The organism is Paenibacillus sp. FSL L8-0435, assembly GCF_037965655.1.
Classification (GTDB): Bacteria; Bacillota; Bacilli; order Paenibacillales; family Paenibacillaceae; genus Paenibacillus.
Genome location: NZ_CP150185.1, coordinates 2,273,345 through 2,292,752, shown reverse-complemented (window position 1 = coordinate 2,292,752; position 19,408 = coordinate 2,273,345). Strand labels below are relative to the sequence as shown.

The window sequence follows — 19,408 nt, the reverse complement described above, 5'->3', positions numbered from 1 at the left end:
CGTTTACACCGAGGATGCAAACTTTCTCAGGCGTAAACGCGTTTTTTATGGTTCATGGTATTCAATTAAAGATAAGAATGAATTGTCGGCTAATACCATCCATCTAGAGTGGACTTTTCTTGCGCCGTATAGGAGCATAACCTCGACTCGTCTCAATCCGATCGATATGTCGTTCATCCTGTTTATGTCCGCTTCCTGAAGTAGGTTGGTCTCCCTTATCGGGTTTGACCGCAAATAAGGTGAGCAATGCCCCTACAGCTCCAGATGCGGCGAGCACACCAAAAAGCCAAAAATGTTGTGTGCCAATCAACAGGGACACAACAGGAGGACCAAGCGATACACCGATGAATCGCATGCTGCTGAACAAACCTGTAATTGTACCACGCTGTTTCTTATCCACACCTTCAGTAATAAGAGCATCCAGACATGGTAAGGTTGCTCCTACTCCGGCACTTCCTAATGTGAACAGTCCCAACACAACGTAGATATTATCAAAAATCCCAATAACACCCAGCGAAACGGTTACAAGAACTAGTCCTGCGAATCCGAGCCATTTCATGCGAGGCTTACTCTTTCCAATCCACTTTCCTCCGAAAAAGGAAAAAAGACATAAGGCTGCCAACGGAATCGCAAGTACAAGACCTTTTACGACCCCTTTCATGCCGAACTCACTCTCCAACGTCTCGGATAGATAATAAAGCACACCAAAAAGAATAAACATGCAAATTCCACCGATTGCAAACAAAGCATATAACCATCGACCTTTTTCTTTCAATACGTCCCGAATGGAAGCCACAAATTCCGTAAAGGTGGGTGGCTTTTCTTTTTTCTTGGGAGACTTCACCAGGAAAATAACCAGAATCACCGAGATTAAACACAATACAGGAATAGCCATAAATGGTAAAAACCATAGCCAAACAGCCAGTGCTGCACCCAAAATCGGACTTAACACTTTACCAAATGTATTCGAGGTTTCAATGATTCCCAGGCTTTTGCTAACCTGATCTTCATCATTAAACATGTCCCCAACCAATGGAATGACAATAGGGAATGCGCCGGCTGCTCCAACCCCCTGTAATAACCTGCCACCCAAAATGGTCCAGTAAGCTACATTTCCATCCAGCATCCATGCACCTACACCAGCTACAGCACCCCCGACGGCTGCAATGATGAGGCTGGGAATAATGACTGCTTTTCTGCCAAAACGATCAGACAAATACCCTGCTATTGGAATAAGCAGGATGGCAACTACAGCGTAGACTGTAATAAGCATACTGACCTTGAATGCAGATACCTTCAATTCACGTTCAATCTGTGGCAAGATCGGTATAAGCATGGAGTTACCCAAGGTCATAATTAAAGGGATGGAAGCAAGTGCGACGAGGTCCCACTTTTTATCATTCATACCACAACCACCTTTACAGATTCTACACACAACAGCATTATTGTGCTTGTTTCGGAGGTTGATTATTCAGGACATGCTACAACTACAACAATCTAAAGTGCCGTAACGCTGCTCCGCCTTTGAAAATAATATACAGCTCATTCACCTTATGTGGCGCCTCAAGCGAACACTGGACTGTTGTCCACTTGATATCTTTCCCATTCACACTGCCTCCAGGTCCAGAAACTTCACATACACCGAGCAGTTCGCCCTCCAGTCCTCCAGAACGAATCTCCAGACTGCCCTCTTCCCCAAAAGCTGCCACTCTGGCTTCAAATCCTTGCACTTCTTGAACAGCATTATGGTTGAAAGCGATCCAGGACAACTGCGTCTCTTGATATAAGGGTTCTTCCCGAATGATTGCCCGAACTGCCGAACGCCCTTCCAGACATTCATCCAGTAGAACACCTGCACAAGCATCGTAATTCTCGGCAAAGGTAAGCAAGTGCAGCGGACGATCAGGAATCGTCTCACCTTCAATTTCAATATCAGCCGACTGACGTATATCTGCGGAAGAACGCCCTGCCAGGATGGCCCATGTTGCTGTCTCCAGGCAGTATCGATCTCGGGTAACATCCCATAGCGCCAGCTTCTGAACAGGGACTTCTAGACTTATCGTAACACGTGTCCCTGCTTTGACATGAACACGGCGGAAAGCAAGGAGTTGCTTCTGAGCACGTTTCACTCGGGAGGTATGCGAAGATCCATAGATCTGTACGACTTCATCACTGTCACGTTCACCTGTATTGTGTACCTCCACTTCAATTTTCAATTGATCTGTATTGGTGGATTCCTCTGTAGCACTGCGACTTACACGAATCGCTTCGTATTCGAATTCAGAATACGTCAGGCCATGACCAAATGCATATTGAACCGGTCCTTCATGATACATATAGGTCATGCCATTCTGAATGATGTCATAATCCATCATGTCAGGAAGCTGTGATTCATCTTCATACCATGTCATGTTCAATCTGCCTGCTGGCGCATAATGACCTAACAGCACATCTGCAAGCGCGTTCCCCAATTCCTGACCTGCATGTGTCATATAAACGATTGCGCGGGCAATACCTTTCAACTCCTGCAAGGCAAATGGATAACTGCCCATAATGACAACCACTGTATTGGGATTGGCTTCACACACAGCTTTGACAAGTTCGACCTGACTCGGCGGAAGCAGCAGACTTGGGCGGTCAATTTCTTCTTTGCCGTTGATGTATGGGCTGTTGCCAACAACAACGACAGATGCCTGGCTGCTACGTGCAGCTTCTACAGCTTGTTGTATTCCATTTGTCACAATATCAATATTGAATGCAGAAGGTATCTGTGTATTGCCAGGTGATTGACTTGCGTGTCCAGAGTCACCAATATCATTCGGATTTGTACCTGTAGCTGTAGTCTGTTCTCCTTGTGGCCGGAGTGGAGATACAGCAGACTGTCCCTGATATTCGCTCAGCCCAACAGGAATACCGTTCCACGCCCGCAAGGTGTTACTTCCATCCGTTAGAGGATCTATGCGAACAACTTCCTTCACGAACCAGCCACCAATCTCCGGTGCATTTGCCTGATAGATACCTTGCTCGGTTAAGCTAACGTATCGATTATTGTTCACACTTCTCAGCGTATGACTTCCCCAACCCCAATCCTGATGTACAAATTCGGCGGCTGTAGGTGCACTGGCTTCCGGTACAGCGACGAGTGTACCTTGCGCACCAAGAGTTACAACTTGTCCGTCTGTTGTCTTCAGCTGAATACGGTCATTCCCATCTGCATACGTTATGTCTGATTGAGGTAGTCGATTACGCAGTCCATCGAGGACGGATACACGATAAGGCAGTGTGCCACTGTACCAATCGGTATAGACAACATCCGCAAGGGGTCCAATCACACTGATTTTCTGCAACGCTTCTGGCTGCAATGGAAGCAATCCATCATTTTGGAGCAAAACAATGGATTCGGCAGCGGCACGATAACTGAGTTTGGCGTGCTCCGGTGCACATAATACCGACTCGGGAATAGACGCATATGGATTTTGCCCCGACTGATCCAGTTGTCCAAGTCGCATCCGCACACCAAAGATGTTACGAATCGCTCGGTCCATATCAGTGACATCCAACAGATTCCGGTCAAGAGCCTCCTCCAGAGCAGACACAACAAGATCAACTTCATCTGTAAGACAATCCACTCCTGCCTTCAACGCACCTGCTGCTGACTCGGCATGGCTGGTATGATAACCATGATAATTCACCGTCTGTGACAGGTCTCCACCATCACATACAATGAAACCTGGCATCGCCCACTCACCCTTAACCACATCATTCACATATGGACTTTCAATAGCAGGTGTACCATTGATGGAATTGTAAGCTGTCATCATGGACAAGGCTCCGCCTTCCACAAATGGCGTTTCAAATGCTTTTAAATAATATTCCCGCAGATTGCGAGGGTCGATGCTGGATGAACAATTCAGACGATCTTTCTCATTATTATTGGCAAAAAAGTGTTTTAATGTCGCGACCATTTTCAGATAAAAAGGATCATTTCCCTGCATGCCTTTAACGAGTGCTGCCGACATTTCTCCCGTGAGGACCGGGTCTTCGCCATATCCCTCTTCCGTTCTGCCCCAGCGTGGATCACGTTCCAAGTCAACTGTTGGTGCCCACAGTGTTAACCCATGAACTTCAGGATCACGGTGATGATATGCCCTCGCTTCATCGCCAATGACTGAACCAATCTCCCGCATAAGTCTCGTATTCCAGGTACTTGATAGACCGAGAGGTTGCGGAAATACCGTTGCCTCCCCTTTCCATGCAACCCCGTGGGCAGCTTCGCCCCCAACGTTGTAGGCGGGAATGCCCAGTCTTGGTACAGCTGCTTCGCGTGTAGGAATTAGTCTGATCTTTTCCTCCGTTGTCAATCGTGCAATCAGGTCATCCAAACGTTCCTCAAGTGAACGTGACGCGTCCCACATCGGGTATTGATGATACTCCTTCATCCTTCATTCCTCCTACGAGTTAGTTGTATTCCAGTCGCTTCCATTGCTCCAATAAATCCAGCGTACGCTGGCGATACTTCTGACCATCTTCAGGTTGATTAACCTGATGTTCATGAACGTAGGCATTGAAATACGAAGACAGTATTCGGTAGGCAAGCCTGCGTGCCTGTCCTTCAATAGATGAGTCCAGAGGACGATCATATCCTTCATGGAAAGCCACCGACTCTGTCGACAATATGGCTTCAAACTCCCTGTCGGCAAACATGGATCGATCCCCGTCAATGATTGCCGCAATGTTCAGCTCACCCTTTTCCTGATGAACAAGTACATTTGCTTCCCAGAGGTCATTATGAACGAGTACCGGGCGGGTCACTTGATCAAATAAGTCTTTATTTTTGATGAAAATAGCGGCGATCTCTTCCCCTACACCTAGCATATAATCGGCTTGGGCCGCTTTAAGAGCAGTTTCTTCTGCAAAAGAGTGCAGCACCTCGGACCATTGATCCGAGCCTTTAATCGTCCCATCACCCTGCGGCCAGCCAAACGATGTACCCTCGATCTGATGCATGATGGCGGTATATACACCAAGCTGATGATACAATCGCTCTTTGTCTATGTCTGAAATTGATACGTGATCCAGCTGCTTACTCGGGATAAACGCCATAAACATGTACGTTCTCGGAATGATGGACCCGCTGTCATCACAGGCGATAATGTTGGGAGCAGGAATGCCTCCCTTGCGGTAATATTCATATACAATCGGTTCAGCCGCCATCATCGTGCGTTCGAACGAAAATAGTGGATCCCCCGCAGAACCAGCGGCCATCTCTCCCCGCTCTGGAGCCAAACGTAAAATCACATCCGTATAGGATGTATGTTCAAGGTGAATCCGATAGGTTGTATTAAAAAGTCCACCTTGCAGGAGACCAAACCCCTTCACTTTGGTATCGCTTCCAAAATGAATTTCTACCAGTTGATGCAGCATCTCTGCTGATATCGTACAGTGCAAACCCGAATTCATTGTGCTCATTTCATTCAATCTCCTATCATCGTAGACAAACAGACGGCACCATTCGGCACCGTCCTTTTCTTCTACTATATCATGTTACAGTTGGATTGTAAGCGCGTTTGAGCCTGTTGCTGCCGTAACAACAACACCATTTGCACCAGACACTTGGGAACCGCCTTCAACGCTGGATACACTCTCAATGCCGCGAAGCACCAAGCTCCATGGTTTGCCCGCACCTTCTGCACGAACATCCAGCACTGATCCATTACGTGTAACGTTCACTGTCAGCTCCTGTTCAGCCGCTTGGTTCACAACGACAGCTTGAGCCGTTTGACCATCAGCCAGTTCGAACAAGTGCAAGGACACATCATTCGCAAAGTCATAATCCGGTTTGCTATCCACCGCACCTACAGCGATCAAGCTGTTTGGTTTAATCATCATTGGCAGTGTTTTGAAGTCATGGTTTTCACTGATCCAGCGTCCACCTTGTACTTTCGCTCCTGTCAGATAGTTCGTCCAAGTTCCTTCAGGCAGGTAGTAACGAACATCGCCTTCCTTGTTGAAGATTGGAGCTACCAGAATCGAATCACCAAACATATATTGCGTATCCAGGCTGTATGTTGTTGGGTCCTCTGGGAAGTCCAGCAGCATAGCGCGCATCATCGGAATCCCTTTTACCGTTGACTCCACCGCAGAATTGTACAGATACGGCATCAGGCTGATTTTGAGTTTGGTAAAGTCACGAACAACGTCCACGGATTCCTCGTCAAACAACCAAGGCACACGATACGAAGTGCTTCCGTGCAGGCGGCTGTGAGAAGATAAAAGTCCGAATTGTACCCAGCGTTTGTATACGTCAGGGCTCGCCGTGCTTTCAAAACCACTGATATCATGGCTCCAGAATCCGAAACCGGAAAGTCCCAGTGAAAGGCCACCGCGAAGTGATTCAGCCATGGATTCATACGTGGAAGAGCAGTCACCGCCCCAGTGAACCGGGAATTGTTGCCCACCTGCTGTTGCAGAGCGTGCAAACAGGGCAGCTTCGTTTTTGCCAATCTTCTCTTCGAGCAATTCAAATACAGCTTTGTTATAGAGCTGTGTATAATAGTTGTGCATTTTAACCGGATCAGAGCCATCGAAGTACACAACATCAGTCGGAATTCTTTCACCAAAGTCGGTCTTGAAGGAATCTACACCTTGATCCAGAAGGACTTCAAGCTTACTCTTATACCAATTCACAGCATCCGGATTCGTGAAATCAACCAGAGCCATACCTGCTTGCCACATATCCCATTGCCATACGCTGCCATCGGCTGTTTTAACCAGATAACCATTCTCCATACCTTCATCGAACAAGTAGGATTTTTCTGCAATATATGGATTGATCCAAGCACAGATTTTAAGTCCCTTTTCTTTCAGACGTGCAAGCATGCCTTCCGGATCCGGGAACATCGCTTCATCCCATACAAAATCAGACCATTGGTATTCCTTCATCCAGAAGCAGTCAAAATGGAATACAGACAGCGGAAGATCACGTTCAGCCATGCCATCTACGAAATGGTTAACCGTTGCTTCGTCATAATCCGTTGTGAATGATGTTGTCAGCCACAGACCAAATGTCCATGCCGGTGGAAGCGCTGGTTTACCTGTTAATTTCGTATAATTATCAAGTACATCCTTAGGATTGTCACCGCCAATAATGAAGTACTCCAACGTCTCGCCCTCAACGCTGAACTGAACTTTGGATACATTCTCGGATGCAATCTCGTATGATACGCGTTCAGGATGGTTTACAAATACGCCATATCCTTTATTGGACAAATAGAACGGAATGTTCTTATAAGACTGCTCACTGCTTGTACCGCCGTCCTCATTCCAGGTATCTACGATTTGACCATTCTTAACAAACGGCGTGAAGCGCTCACCGAGTCCGTAAACGTATTCACCAATACCGAGATCAAGCTGCTCGCGGAAGTATGCTTCCTTGCTTGGACCTGTAATATAACCAGCAGCTCTTTGACCGCTACCTGTAATCCGTTTTCCTCCATACAGGAAGCTAATGTCCCAACCATTTGTTTTGTCGATTTGAACTTCCAGATTGCCGCTTTTCAAAACAGCACCTTGTTCATTTTTTGCGATCTCAACGTTGGCTTCTTGTGTGTTAAGCTCAAATACAGGCCCTTTTTTCACGCCGCCTTTATGGTGATTCAGAGTTACACGAATAACGTTAGGCATTGGTGAGCTGTACGTTGCTTTCAGCAATGTACCGTTCAGAGTGTCGCCTTTGCTACGAATATATTTAGTTGCCGCATATACGGTCACAGAATTGTCTTTTTGCACAATATCACGAATGTCAGTCGGGTTTTGAATCTGGTACCCTTCACGAGTCATCCAGAATCCATCAGTAAATTTCATGTTTTCTTTCCCCCTTTGGTTATATTATAATAATATTGATATTAATAATGAATTTCTTCTCTTATTTTGACCAAATATATCACGATTTTGATAATAAACATCCGATTCTTGAACATCATCACCAAACTATGGAAACGATTACATTAATAATGATACAAAAAGGAGAATCTGATATGGAACGTGAACGATTACGGGAAGACCGGATTCACGGCAATGCCATGTATCCCGTCAGTGTGTACCCGGATATTCAACAACTGAACGGGGATAGCATTCTCGATTGCCACTGGCATGATGAGATGGAGTTCACTATGGTGACCAAGGGCTGCGCTGTCTTTCAGATCGATATGAACACTGTTGAGGTCCAAGCTGGAGAAGCGATTTTCATCAATCGAGGCGAGATTCATGCGGGGTATCTGAAGGGCGATGTTCCCTGTGTATTCTCTTCCATTGTATTTAATCCAGAGCTGCTTGGCAGCCGTACCTTCGATACAGTTCAAGAGAAATTCATCGGTCCACTGGTACGCAAAACGGTAATTCCCCCCAGTCATATCAAGGCAGATGAGGATTGGGGACAAGAAATTCTGGATCTCCTGAAACGTATATTTGCAGACCATGCTACCCGAACCGAAACGTGTGAAATGTCAACAAAAGCGTACCTGTACCTCATATTTTCCCGAATGTTCGAACATATGAGACCTGCTCCGCTCAAAGGCACCGTGGCTACAGGGAGTCATGACAAGGTAGAGCGCCTGAAATCCGTGCTCGGTTATATTCACAAACGTTATCCTGAACCATTAAAGCTGAAAGAACTGGCCGATGAAGCCAATATGAGCGAAGGGCACTTCTGCCGTTTTTTCAAACAGATGGTGCAGAAAACACCTGTTGATTACATTAACTATTACCGTGTTCAACAGGCCTGCGTTCAGCTTGAGAATACGGATCACAAAATTGTAGATATCGCCATGGATGTGGGTTTCGAGCATCTAAGCTACTTCATCACTACATTTAAAAAGCATAAAGCCACCACACCTTCACAGTATCGCAAAATGTTCTATGAGAACGTGGCCATGGATTCTGCCCTGGTTCAGGTGTAAAAGAAGAAGGTGCTCGCAGCTATTCAGCTGCAAAGACCTTCTTTTATCAACTTCCAATTCCCAAGAACTAACAAAGTAACACGCTTTGAGGCACGTTGTTTCAGTTAGAACTCTTTCATATATTACTTCAAGCATTGCGCTAAGGAGCTTACTGGTGTCTCACTTTTTCAGGGTCTTCCATGAAGTGTACTCATGTACGGAGAAACCGTTAAAAGACGTATGAACTGAAGCCATTTTTTCGACCAACTTTAATTGTGTTTCCATATAAGCAGATCCCTCCTCATAAAAAGTAATGAAGTCGCCTTCCTTACTTTGCTTAGTTTCCACGGCGATTGAGATCGTCTTGCCAAGCAGAGCTGCTTCTGCAAGTTCATCCTTCGCTACACTATAGATTGCAGCAGCTGTATCGCGGTAAGCCATAATGGTGATGGAATCAAATTTGCGAATCATCCAACTGCTTACGGCCATCGTGGAACCCGGGATTTTGTAGTTATCGAGCCAGAAAGGCAGATCAGCCGCTACCGGCATCTTCATCCGTGATGCTCGCTCAACAATGTACTCCACATTGCCTTGCCACTGGGTAATTACACTAGCCTGATTGATTTTCCACTGCGGGTGCACATGTGGCTCAATATCCAGATGGATACCAGCAAACTTCTCATTAGGCAACGCCTGCGCCTGATATGCCTCGATCCAGTCCAGGAAAGAAGCAATCTGCTCCCGGCTTTCCGTCAAACCCCAGGCTGATCTTCCGTCCATGACATCCACCGCAATATTCTTGATTCTCGCCTGGCGGATAAAACTTTTATACTCAGGAACCTTTATATCCCGGTTCATCTGCAGATAGATCGTATTGATCTTGTTCGCTGTAGCGTAGTTTAACACCTCTTGAGGATTACTTCGGATCTGGGTGGTATCCCACACCCAAGTCGCTCTCACCGGCACATCAAGTTCTCCATGAATCGTTGCATAACTGTCAACTGAACCATCCGCAATGGCTTTGGAAGAACAGGCTGTACTCACACACAGGATCAAACAACTCAGTAATAAGATAAAACGGTAACCCCTTTTGCTTTTCATATTTGTACACTCCCTCTGAAGTTATCAGCTCTGACGTGCAAATCTGGATGAAATTGTGTCGTTTCATATTCATTTAATGGATACTTATTAGGTACGACGAATTTGGATTGCTTTTATATGCAATATCATCTTTAAGACTTACGACGAAAGAATCATATAACTATATTTCGGGAATTCGTAGTTCTGTATGTATAGTTCAAAAGTCGCAATTATTCATTTTTTTTAAATTCAATCCTTATTTCAGCATGACTTCAGTCATTATTGCCATATGTACACCAAGCTCCAGAAGACCTAGAAAGCGTTTTCTCCCAAAATGCACCAAAAAACCGCCCTAAGGCGGCTTTATATGGAACCCTATTTAATGATGTTCTAGTCGACATTTCCTTTCATTCATTACCCGATGGAGCTACGGGTGTATTGTCAACCACTTCATCGAAAAGGGACACCAGTTCAATACCTTCTGCCGAGATCCGCACAAGCCCCTTGTCGGACAAACGTAATTCCGGAATAACAACCAACGCGAGCAACGAAAGCGTCATGAACGCATTATTCAACGTACATCCTGCGGACTGTAAAGCTTCACTGACTGCTGCCGATTGGGCTGCAACGACTTCGAATGGCTCGGTTGACATCAAACCTGCAATCCGCAGCGGGAATTCGGTTACACCTGCTGCCGTTACCACGGCAACCCCGCCCTGCATACGAATGACGCGATTACCGGCTTCAGCCATTAGCTCATCATCATTACCGATAATCAACAGATTGTGACTATCATGAGCAACCGTCATCGCAATCGCTGCAGGTGATGTGAAGCCGATGCCTCCAACAAGCGCTACCGCTCGATTCCCGGTTTGTTTGTGACGCTCCATGACCGCAATTTTACATACTTCCCCTGAAGTTGAAACCACAACCTTGCCGTTCTCTACGGAGACTGGCAGGTGTTTCTCCTTAGTATCCACATGGTTCTCTGTCACATGAATGATTTTGGCACCAATCGTCCCCTCTTGAATCGGTGCAGCCAACTCCAGATCTTCCGGCTGAATATTAGCTTCTAACTTCACCGTGTTCAGCGCTTCCTCCGGGTACGTGAAGCTGTCCCAGACCGCCGTCATTTTCCCATTCTCCGCTACAACTTGCCCGGCAGCAATCGTCATGCCTACACGTACATCCGCCAACCGACCGTCCAGCAGAATAATATCGGCTATATTGCCCGGAATAATCGCACCAATGTCGCGCGCAACACCAAAGCGCTCAGCCGTGTTAATGGTTGCCATCTGGAAAGCCGTAACCGGCTTCACCCCTTGGGAGATTGCGAGACGAACAACAAAATCCATATGTCCTTCTTTGAGCAAGGATTCAGAGCTTCGGTCATCGGTCACCAGCATCATCCGGCGTGTATCCAGTCCAAGCTCAGTGCAGGCTTTGATTGTCTCAGCCACATCATGCCATGCTGAACCTTGGCGCATCTTCGCGTACATCCCGAGTCGCAGACGTTCAACCACATCTTCCTTGGTCACACATTCATGATCCCCTGTAACTCCACTCGCTGCATACGCTGGCAGACGCCAGTCATCTGCAGCCCAGGTGAAATGACCGTCTGCCACTTTACCTGCCCGGAGCGTTGCCTGTATCTCACCAATCATCGTCTCATCCCCATAGACCACTCCAGGGAAGTTCATCACTTCACCAAGACCAATCATGTCCGGACCCCAGGAAAGAGCCTCAGCTACCTCTTCAGGCCCGATATAAGCACCTGTTGTCTCCAATCCTGGATGCGTGGAAGGCACACAGGAAGCCACCTGCATATAAGCTGCCATCGGTGTGGTCCGTGCTTCATCTAGCATCAGTCTCAGACCTTTCAGACCAAGCACGTTGGAGATCTCATGTGGGTCAAAGAAACCTCCGGTCGTGCCTGAAGGCAACACCGCTCTCGCAAACTCGGTTACTTTCATCTGTGTACTTTCAATATGGCAGTGTCCATCCAGCAGACCAGGAGCGATATACTTACCGTTTGCTTCAATAATCCGCGTATGTTCTCCGATAGTGTGGCTTACATCTTTACCGACATAAGCGATTCGAGCTCCCTGTACAGCTATGGACATCTCAGGCAAAATCTCGCCCGATATCACGTTTACCAGCGTACCTCCCCGAATGACCAAAGTCGCTGGCAAATCTCCCCGTGCTGTAGCGACCAGATCCGGTACACAATCGGCCATAAGTGGCCGTTCAAAAGATGGTTTGTTCATTTTGTTGCCTCCTTTAATAAACGATCCAAAAAAAATATATTGTTACGATTATATGAGTCCGGACTTCATGTGTAAAGAAAAATCACATCGATTGTGCTTAAATACAAATTATGCAGACGTATTTATCCACGGGACCCAATCCTTACGAATTCACGTTAGGTATTTTTATCAATACGATCACCTATATGGCTGTAACCTCATCACGTATAATTCCCTCGCTAAGCTAGCTTCTTCCCGATATATGTATCATATACAGAAAAACTCCCGTTCCATTGAACGGAAGCCTTCTTCATGCATATGAAGTGTTATGTCAGTCCACTTGCGTAGCAGACACCTTGCCAAGATCATACTGTTCTTCCGACTGGGCGGTAATGAACGGACTCGGTGTGCCCACACAGTAAACGTGCAGCAGATGCATCGCTCGTGTGCAAGCCGTATAGAACAACTTGCGTTCATGCTCCTGAGCATACTGCTCCGCAGAGCCATCATAGATCAGGACAGCATCGAATTCCACACCTTTAGCCAGATACGCCGGGATCACATGAACACCCTGCTCAAAAGCCAGCGTCGTTTTTTTGATTAACTTCGGTGCTATGGGTAGCGCCTTACTCAATGCAGCATGTACGTCTCTGCTCTCTTCGGCGGTTTTGCAGATAACTGCAACCGATTCGTACCCTTCCTTAATCAAATGCTTCAAGTCTGTCGTGATGACATTCATATGACGCTCTGAATCAGAAGAAACGATCACTTTAGGTTTCTCACCGCTACGGTTAAATGGAATAATCTCTTCCCCACCAGGCACCATGCCACGTGTAAACTCCACGATCTCCCGGGTAGATCGATAACTTCTGGTAAGCTCAATGACTTCCGTGTTGTCTGGTCCGTACAGGTTAGTCAAGGGTCCTGTTCCACTAAGTACTGAAGAGTGGGCATAGATTGCCTGATTAAAATCACCAAGTGCTGTTATTTTCGCCCGTGGGAACAATCTCTTCATAAATGCCAACTGAAACGCGGAATAATCCTGGGCTTCATCAATAATGACATGACGAATATTCGAGTTAATATGGAATCCAAGCATAAGCTCACGCAAGTACAAGTATGGCGTAATATCTTCATATGCCAACTCCTGAAGCTTCAATCTGCGTAACGTCATCTTACAGATTTCATCCCATTGAGCAGGCAGCGATTCGTCACCCAGCAATCGCTCCATCTGAGCCTGATCGTTGAATAGATGTGCATATAATTGTCTTATATCAACGAATCGTAAGGACTTAATCCATTTTCGCAACGGTTTGAGTCGGTCACTGACCACCATACGTGCCAGAATCCCTCTTTCCTGCTCGAAGTCATTAAACGTATGGGTCTTTCCTTTTTGCTTGCGCTTCAACCGTTGGTACGCACGTTGCAGATCCTCCGGCTCCATCAGATCAAGCTGCTGATCAACCCAAGGCGCATCCAGTTCACCTTTACCAAAGGCAGACAGTTCTTTCAGCATCCAGTCCCGTAACATCTCCAGTCGACTCACCAGCTTAACGGATGACTCGAAACTGTAGAATTTCTCAGCCATAGCCTCTGACGTGACAATCGCTCGGCCCTGAAAGCGAACCGGCTTGAATTTCATGCCACCTGACAACATACTTTCCTTATAACGTGTAATCACCTTGAGGAACGTTTCGGACGACTTGAAGCGAATGCTGGACATGCGAACATCGTAATCGGGATCTTCCGTCCCCGTAAGTACATATTCGAGTTGAATAAACGGATCTTCCAGTTGATATTCACGACCCAAACGGCGCTCCAGATACTCCTGGAAGGTCGTTTGCAACATGTTTTCCTCCCCAAGCTCAGGCAGTACCGTGGAGACATAACTGTTGAACATTGGATTTGGTGAAAAAAGAACCATCTGATCCGCTTGCAGATGCTCGCGGTATTTATAGAGAAGATATGCCACACGCTGGAGCGCCGCGGATGTTTTGCCACTGCCGGCTGCGCCTTGCACAATGAGCATACGTGTCCGGTCATTACGGATAATCCGGTTCTGCTCCTTCTGAATGGTCGCCACAATGCTCTTCATCTGTGCATCCGAAGTTCGACTGAGCACGGCCTGCAACAACTCATCACCAATCGTAACCCCCGTGTCAAACATAAAACGGATACGTCCGTCCCTAATGACAAACTGCCGCTTCATCTCTATATCACCGCTGATCTCACCGCTTGGAGTCTGGTACGTAATTGGACCCGGCGCTCCGTCATAATACAGGTTAGAGATTGGTGCACGCCAGTCGTAGACCAGAAAGGATTCTTCCTTCTCATCCAGTAACGAGGCAATACCCAGATAAATGCGTTCTGCATTTGGATACCCATCTTCCTTAAAATCAATGCGGCCAAAATACGGTGAATGATGCAGTCGTTTCATTTTGTCCAATGCAGCCGCTGTATTGAGATGACTGCGCTCCCGATCAGACAGTACCTGTGACTGCTGCCGCATACTGGTTGAAGTTTCCCCGACATCATCCGCTTCACTAAAGTTCATTGTGACTTCGTCCCAGAAATCTTTTCTCATGCCAACCACTTCGTCCCGGAAGGAACCTACTTCATCTTCCAGCGTTGAGATCTTGCGTTCAATCTGATCGGTCACGGTGTTGACCCGTTGTTGTTCCACATTCCATTGCTGATCTGTACTCATATGTTAATAGCCCCTCTTTCCCCGGATTGTGTCCTCAAAATCCCATTTGACAAGCCCGAAAAGGCAATGGTATAATTATTAGAAAGTAAACATTTTAATTATATGTTAATTAGTTCTAATTTTCTGAAAACCATTTTTTATTGTACCAGTGACAACGTCCCGATGCAAGCGGAGGCGTTTTTTGTTGTTTTCTTCTTCATTATTACCCAATCACCGGGTCCTCAACTGACTTAGCTACTCTTGCCTACTTTCGTAATTCTTCAATCGTCTCTTTCCAGCGTGTAATTGCTCCAAGTTCATCTTTTAATTGAAAGGTTATTCCTGAAGTGATCTCCGCATATGGCGCGTAATCCACACGTACATGGAGCACTTGTGCTTCAAAACGATCTCTCGGATGGACAGCCCCCTTCATCTCAGGCAGCCGTTCTACTTCTGTACGAATATGCAGCAATCGATGTCCTTGAACCGCAATCAAGGTAGCCTTGCCTGTTTTGCTCATGTTCATACTGGTCTGTGTACCCTGCCATAAAGCCAGTCTTAGCTGATGCGGATTTATCGCAATCACTTCCCCCATACTAATCATCGCCTGATGCGGCCACTGATCCTCGGATACGGTCAGCAGTTGCATGGCTTCATGCTGTTTATGCGCCAGATTTGTCCCACTCAACCATTCCATTAGTCCAGCGTCCAATTCCTCTATAATCATGTCTCTATCCCTCAGTTCGTTAATATTCATTCATGCCCTTCAGCCGTATGTATGACAAAACAACCCGGACACGATTGTCCGGGCAATGTTGTAACTACATTGTATATGATCGCCAAGCAGGTGCGCAATTCGCATTAAGGCCACTTAAGCCAATTCAAAATTTTATCCTGTGATTCTTTGTCTTCGCTAGCGCTATGCACATGTTCGGCAAGTCGATTCAAACGTTCCAGCTGATATCCGTAATCATAGATCGCAGCAGCCACGATGGACAATCGTAACATCCCTTCCTTGTCGATATCAAACTGGGTGATCGCCTGCTCCATGAAACGGTCATTATCCAATACAAACTGTGCGGCCTCTTCACCATTAGGCTTCAGCTTATCCTCGAACTTGAGCAGTGCATGCTCATGGAATTTGATAACCAGTTCAAGATGTGAGTCAAAAAACTGATCCATGGCCGTTGTCCGCGGTGCCTGGAAATAGTGGCGTTCCACCGAATCCAGCACCTCATACCCTTTTTGCAGACTCAGCAGCATTTGTTTGTAGACCACCATCTGACGAGTTTCGCTGAATTTCGAACGTTTCATCTTTTTCTGTTCCTCTTCGAACAAGTTATACTTGTCGGACAAAGACTTAATGGAACCGCCCAGGTTGCTTTTCTCCTCCCGGAATACAACTTCCTTGATCTCATCCGAGATCGAGGTTCGCAGAAGCAACGACATACCGCTGAATACACTATGGATCTGCTTCACGAACTGAACCTTCGGTTTCGGCGGAAATACCGTAATGTTGATGAGAAACGCCGATACAATACCAACCAGTGTCAACAGAAAACGATTGAGTGCAAAATGCCAGTCACCCGATGCTTCCATAATGGATACAACCGTGACCAGTGTCAGGCCAACCGTCTCACCCATATTCAATTTAAGACAGATCATGATGACAAGTACAATAATTAATCCAACAGCGATTGGCTCATTGGACAACACCATGCCCCCCACCAGGGCGACAATAGCTCCCAGCGTGGTCGTTTGCAATTGATCCAGGAAGTATTTCCAGGAACGATAGATGGAAGGCTGCATGGCGAATATAGCCGCGATTGCGGCAGGCACGGGAGATTGCGGGTTCAAGAACAGGCTGCTAAGGTACAAGGCAAGCGTAACCGCGATCCCCGTCTTAAGTACACGTGCACCAAACGACATGGTGGTGACCCCTCCTCTTTACCGAACCTGAAATTTTACATTTGATAATCATGTTCATTATTACCCCATATTTCTTTTTTTGCCTGAATTCATTCAGGAGAACGATTTATTGTACCATGTAAGGTCTTCCGTTGCCATGTCATAAGTCAGAGCTATTGTGAAATTAATTTCTTTATGTATGTTAATACACATTATTAACCCAAAAAGAAGCAAATCTTCAAAATGGATTTTCGCCACTTCAAAGATTCGCCTCGGTTACTAATTATACCTCTGTGGAATACTCATGCTTATTATGCCTGCCTAACGGTCCGTGCCCTCCCATTCCCTTTTGAACTGGTCCACGAACTGCACCATATAATCATGACGCTGTTCCGCCAGCTCCCTGCCATAGGAGGTATTCATCAGATCCTTGAGCTTGAACAACTTCTCGTAAAAGTGATTTATCGTTGTGCTGCGCCCATTGCGATATTCCTCACGGGTCATCTGCTCCCGTGGGGGAAGGGACGGATCGTACATCTCGCGCCCTCTGGCTCCTGAAAAGGCAAAGGTTCGCGCGATCCCAATCGCACCCAGTGCATCCAGTCGATCTGCATCCTGAACAACCTGTGCTTCAAGCGAACTGACCGCAGGACGCTGACCTCCCGCATATGAGATGGTGCTAATAATACCCACAACCTTATTACATATATCCGAGTCAAGAGGCTGGGTATCCAACCAGTCATTCAGTTTGGCCATCCCGGCTTCCAAGCTCTCATTCAGCTTCTCATCCGGTACATCATGTAATAATGCAGCCAGCTCACAGACAAATGGGTCTGCACCCATGCGGTGAGCGAGTTCAACCGCAAGTGCCGTTACCCGTTCAATGTGCGGCCAGTCATGACCATCACTATGCTTGGATGAGTCCCCTTGAACAAAGGATCGCGCGGCGCGCAGAACAGCCTCTCCTGCCGTTATTCCATCTATATTATGCATGTGCCCTGATTCTTGCAAATTCCCACCAGGTTGAAGAGGGTTCTCTGGCATCTTACGATTCCCCACCTTCACGGGCCTGTTCACGAGGAATACGCCGAGCTACACCCGTCTTAACAGCTGCTTCAATCACGCGACTGCGCATCGATTTGACCACTTTATCATTGAACACACTCGGAATAATGTAATAGCGTGTACGCTCTTCATCCGTAATGGCCGAAGCGATCGCTTGCGCGGCTGCCAGCTTCATTTCTTCATTAATTTCGGTGGCTCGGCAATCCAGAACTGCCCTGAACATGCCCGGGAAACATAACACGTTGTTGATCTGATTCGGATAATCGGATCGGCCTGTTGCCATTACAGCCACAATGTCTTCCACCAAGGCAGGCATAATCTCTGGTACCGGGTTTGCCATTGCAAACACGATTGGATCTTCCGCCATGGTCTGCACATCTTCGCGAGTTAACAGATTCCCTCGGGACAGGCCAATGAACACGTCGGCTCCGCGAATGACATCACGCAGCGAGCCAGTCTCCAGTTCGGGGTTAGTACGAGCTGCATAGTCACTCCAGACTTCATTCTCATAGGTTTGTGTCCGTACAATCGCACCCTCACGATCGACACCTATAAGTCGACTGGCTCCTGCGGACAATAAGATGTTACTGCATGCTACACCTGCTGCACCGATACCACAGACCACAATCTTCACATCTTCAATGGACTTGCCCACCAGTTTAAGCGCATTGATCAGACCGGCATATAACACAACCGCTGTGCCATGCTGGTCATCATGAAATACAGGAATGTCCAATTCCTCATTCAGACGACGTTCAATTTCGAAACAACGCGGTGAAGAGATATCCTCCAGATTAATGCCGCCAAAACCAGGTGATATCGCTTTCACAGTGCGTATGATTTCCTCGGTATCCTGTGTGTCCAGGCAGATTGGGAAAGCATCCACACCTGCAAACTGTTTGAATAACATTGCTTTACCTTCCATGACGGGCATCGCTGCACGAGGCCCAATATTACCAAGCCCAAGCACCGCACTGCCATCAGATACGACGGCCACTGTATTCCGTTTAATTGTCAATGAGAAGGCTTTGCCGGGTTCTTCTGAAATGGCTGAACATACACGAGCCACATCCGGAGTGTACACACGTGACAGATCTTCCCGGTTTTGAATTGGGGTCTTTGGTGTTACTTCGATCTTACCGCCCAGATGAAGCAGGAACGTCCGATCCGATACATTAATAATGGATACACCTTTAAGCTGGCGCACCCCTTCTATAATTTTACTGTTATCTTGTGCATCTGTAACTGCGACCGTCAAGTCGCGCACGCTTACATCCTGATTGGTGGAAATCACGTCGATGGCAATGATGTCTCCCCCAGCTTCCGAGATGACCGAAGCCACTTCGCCAAACTTGATATCCTTAGTTGTCATTTCCAGTCGAATAATAATGCTGTTACCATCCAGATTTCTTTGATTCATTTCCATTCCTCCCAGACTGAAAGTCTTGAGTTACATGTTACGTGTTTGTCTTCGCTACGCGGACACG

At 46.8% G+C, this 19,408-nt stretch carries 12 protein-coding genes; 1 reads left to right on the top strand and 11 read right to left on the bottom strand.

All coding sequences use genetic code 11. The annotated features are described in order from the left end of the window. Nucleotides 1–103: 103 nt before the first annotated feature. From NST33_RS10455 to yicI, 4 genes are all read right to left on the bottom strand, one after another. A complete protein-coding gene (locus NST33_RS10455) occupies nt 104–1,405 on the bottom strand; it encodes an MFS transporter (RefSeq protein WP_339183940.1) in 1,302 nt (433 codons plus the stop codon). An 82-nt stretch (nt 1,406–1,487) separates the two neighbouring features. Continuing rightward, the gene (locus NST33_RS10450) at nt 1,488–4,439 is read right to left on the bottom strand and encodes a glycoside hydrolase family 3 C-terminal domain-containing protein (RefSeq protein ID WP_260632898.1); all 2,952 of its coding nucleotides are present in this window, start codon (nt 4,437–4,439) and stop codon (nt 1,488–1,490) included. Nucleotides 4,440–4,458: 19 nt separating this feature from the next. Beyond that, entirely contained in the window at nt 4,459–5,469 is a 1,011-nt protein-coding gene (locus NST33_RS10445) for an aminoglycoside phosphotransferase family protein (protein ID WP_339307848.1), read from the bottom strand. A 75-nt stretch (nt 5,470–5,544) separates the two neighbouring features. Further along, on the bottom strand, nt 5,545–7,863 hold the full coding sequence (yicI, locus tag NST33_RS10440) for an alpha-xylosidase (RefSeq protein WP_221823477.1): 2,319 nt from the start codon (nt 7,861–7,863) through the stop codon (nt 5,545–5,547). Between the two features lie 173 nt (nt 7,864–8,036). Between yicI and NST33_RS10435 the strand changes: the two genes are divergently transcribed. Beyond that, nucleotides 8,037–8,957, top strand: coding sequence for a helix-turn-helix domain-containing protein (locus NST33_RS10435; RefSeq protein WP_221823475.1), 921 nt, complete (start codon nt 8,037–8,039; stop codon nt 8,955–8,957). 159 nt (nt 8,958–9,116) lie between these two features. Here NST33_RS10435 and NST33_RS10430 read toward each other — a convergent pair whose 3' ends face one another. From NST33_RS10430 to NST33_RS10400, 7 genes are all read right to left on the bottom strand, one after another. Next, entirely contained in the window at nt 9,117–10,037 is a 921-nt protein-coding gene (locus NST33_RS10430; RefSeq protein WP_221823473.1) for a hypothetical protein, read from the bottom strand. Nucleotides 10,038–10,423: 386 nt separating this feature from the next. After that, the gene (locus NST33_RS10425) at nt 10,424–12,283 is read right to left on the bottom strand and encodes an adenine deaminase C-terminal domain-containing protein (RefSeq protein WP_339307845.1); all 1,860 of its coding nucleotides are present in this window, start codon (nt 12,281–12,283) and stop codon (nt 10,424–10,426) included. 310 nt (nt 12,284–12,593) lie between these two features. Next, nucleotides 12,594–14,969 carry an RNA polymerase recycling motor HelD gene (gene helD / locus NST33_RS10420; protein WP_339307843.1) on the bottom strand — a complete coding sequence of 792 codons (2,376 nt, stop codon included), beginning with the start codon at nt 14,967–14,969 and terminating at the stop codon, nt 12,594–12,596. A gap of 244 nt (nt 14,970–15,213) precedes the next feature. Continuing rightward, nucleotides 15,214–15,705 (bottom strand): pyridoxamine 5'-phosphate oxidase family protein, encoded by a 492-nt coding sequence (locus NST33_RS10415; RefSeq protein WP_339307841.1) that lies wholly within the window; start codon nt 15,703–15,705, stop codon nt 15,214–15,216. A gap of 104 nt (nt 15,706–15,809) precedes the next feature. Then, the gene (locus NST33_RS10410; protein WP_017689291.1) at nt 15,810–16,877 is read right to left on the bottom strand and encodes an aromatic acid exporter family protein; all 1,068 of its coding nucleotides are present in this window, start codon (nt 16,875–16,877) and stop codon (nt 15,810–15,812) included. Between the two features lie 300 nt (nt 16,878–17,177). Further along, nucleotides 17,178–17,900: an HD domain-containing protein gene (locus NST33_RS10405; RefSeq protein WP_339307839.1), complete on the bottom strand. Its 723-nt coding sequence runs from the start codon at nt 17,898–17,900 to the stop codon at nt 17,178–17,180. A gap of 1 nt (nt 17,901) precedes the next feature. After that, nucleotides 17,902–19,341: an NAD-dependent malic enzyme gene (locus tag NST33_RS10400; RefSeq protein WP_036670229.1), complete on the bottom strand. Its 1,440-nt coding sequence runs from the start codon at nt 19,339–19,341 to the stop codon at nt 17,902–17,904. Nucleotides 19,342–19,408: the final 67 nt, after the last annotated feature.